The organism is Ruminococcus sp. CAG:379 (genome assembly GCF_000434255.1).
Lineage (GTDB): Bacteria > Bacillota > Clostridia > Oscillospirales > Ruminococcaceae > Ruminococcus_F > Ruminococcus_F champanellensis.
In genome coordinates this window covers 2458-3848 of record NZ_FR894874.1, presented here as the reverse complement: position 1 = coordinate 3848, position 1391 = coordinate 2458, and the positions used below count along the sequence as shown (strand labels likewise).

Below are 1391 nucleotides of genomic sequence, written 5' to 3'. Positions count from 1 at the left end.
CTCCCGCCTGTCCCGGATGCCCTCCAGCCCGGCGGCGAGGATCAGAGAGAACGCCAGATAGGGGTTCACCATAGGATCCGGAGACCGCAGCTGCATCTGCACCTTGTCCCCGGTGGCAGCCGGCAGCCGGATCAGCTGGGACCGGTTCTGGGGAGACCAGCTGATGTACAGGGGCGCATGGTTGGAGCCAAGCCGGTCATAGGAGTTTGCAATGGGGTTCAGAAATGCGGTCATCTCCGCCGACCGGTGGAGGATGCCTGCCATAAACTGTCTGGATGCTTCACTGCGGCTGGCAAACAGGTTCTGCCCCTCCCGCAGCAGGGTCAGATTCACATGCATGCCGCTGCTGCTCTGATCCGGCAGAGGCTTGGGCAGGAAGCATGCGCTCAGACCGTTCCGGGCGGAAATATTCCGCACCACCGTCTGGAAGGTCAGCAGGTTTTCCGCTGCCGCCAGAGGCTCCGCCGTCTTGAAATCGATCTCGTTCTGTCCGCTGCCCACTTCGTGGTGGGAGGTCTCCGGGGTGATGCCCATCTCCTCCAGACACAGGCAGATCTCCCGGCGCACATTCTCCCCCTTGTCCAGGGGCGCTACATCGCAGTAGCTGCCGCCGTCCAGGGGAATGGCGGTGGGAGCGCCGTTTTCATCGGTCTTGAACAGGTAGAATTCACACTCGGTACCCATCCGGCAGGCGTAATCCATACTCCTGCACTCCTCCACCACCCGTTTCAGCGTAGCACGGGTGTCCGACTCAAAAATACTGCCGTCCGGCCGCTTGATGTCGCAGTAGAACCGGATGACGCCGCCCTGCTGGGGACGCCAGGGCAGGGCGGACAGGGTGGAAAGCTCCGGCACCAGGAACAGGTCGGATTCGGTCACGTCGGTGAAGCCCGCAATGGCGCTGGCGTCAAAGGGGATACCCTCGTGATAGGCACGGAGCAGCTCGCTGGGCAGGATCGAAATATTCTTCTGCACCCCGTACAGATCGCAGAACGCAAGGCGGATAAATTTCACATCATTCTCCCGCACAAAGGCGGAGATCTCCTGAATGGTCGGCTTCACCGACAGCACCTCCTGAAAGTCGGGAATACCCCACAGCATCTGTGGGGTATTGCCGTTAGTTCACTGTATACAGCCGCTTGTAGGGGTTCTTGGCGTTGGGGCTCAGCCGGTAAAAGGGCTTTGCCAGAATGGTTTCCACAGAAACCCCGAACAGCTTTGCATAATTCTCGATATAGGGCAGGATCTCCTGGGGGTCTGCCTCCTCCACGCACACCTGGGCTGGCAGGTTTGTGGGCTTCACGCTGCTGCGGATCCAGATATGCCCCCCGTGCATACCGGTTCCGGTGAAATTCCCCACCGGCACCTGATCCGTGTCCAGTCCCAGCACG

Annotated in this window: 1 protein-coding gene and 1 pseudogene; both read right to left on the bottom strand. The window is 60.5% G+C overall.

Annotated elements, in window-relative coordinates; genetic code table 11:
• Nucleotides 1–1062, bottom strand: a 1062-nt coding sequence (locus tag QVO51_RS04590) for a glutamine synthetase family protein (protein ID WP_288167860.1), incomplete at its 3' end; no start/stop codon positions are given.
• 55 nt (nucleotides 1063–1117) lie between these two features.
• Nucleotides 1118–1391: pseudogene (locus QVO51_RS04585) on the bottom strand (glutamate synthase); the annotation flags it as partial.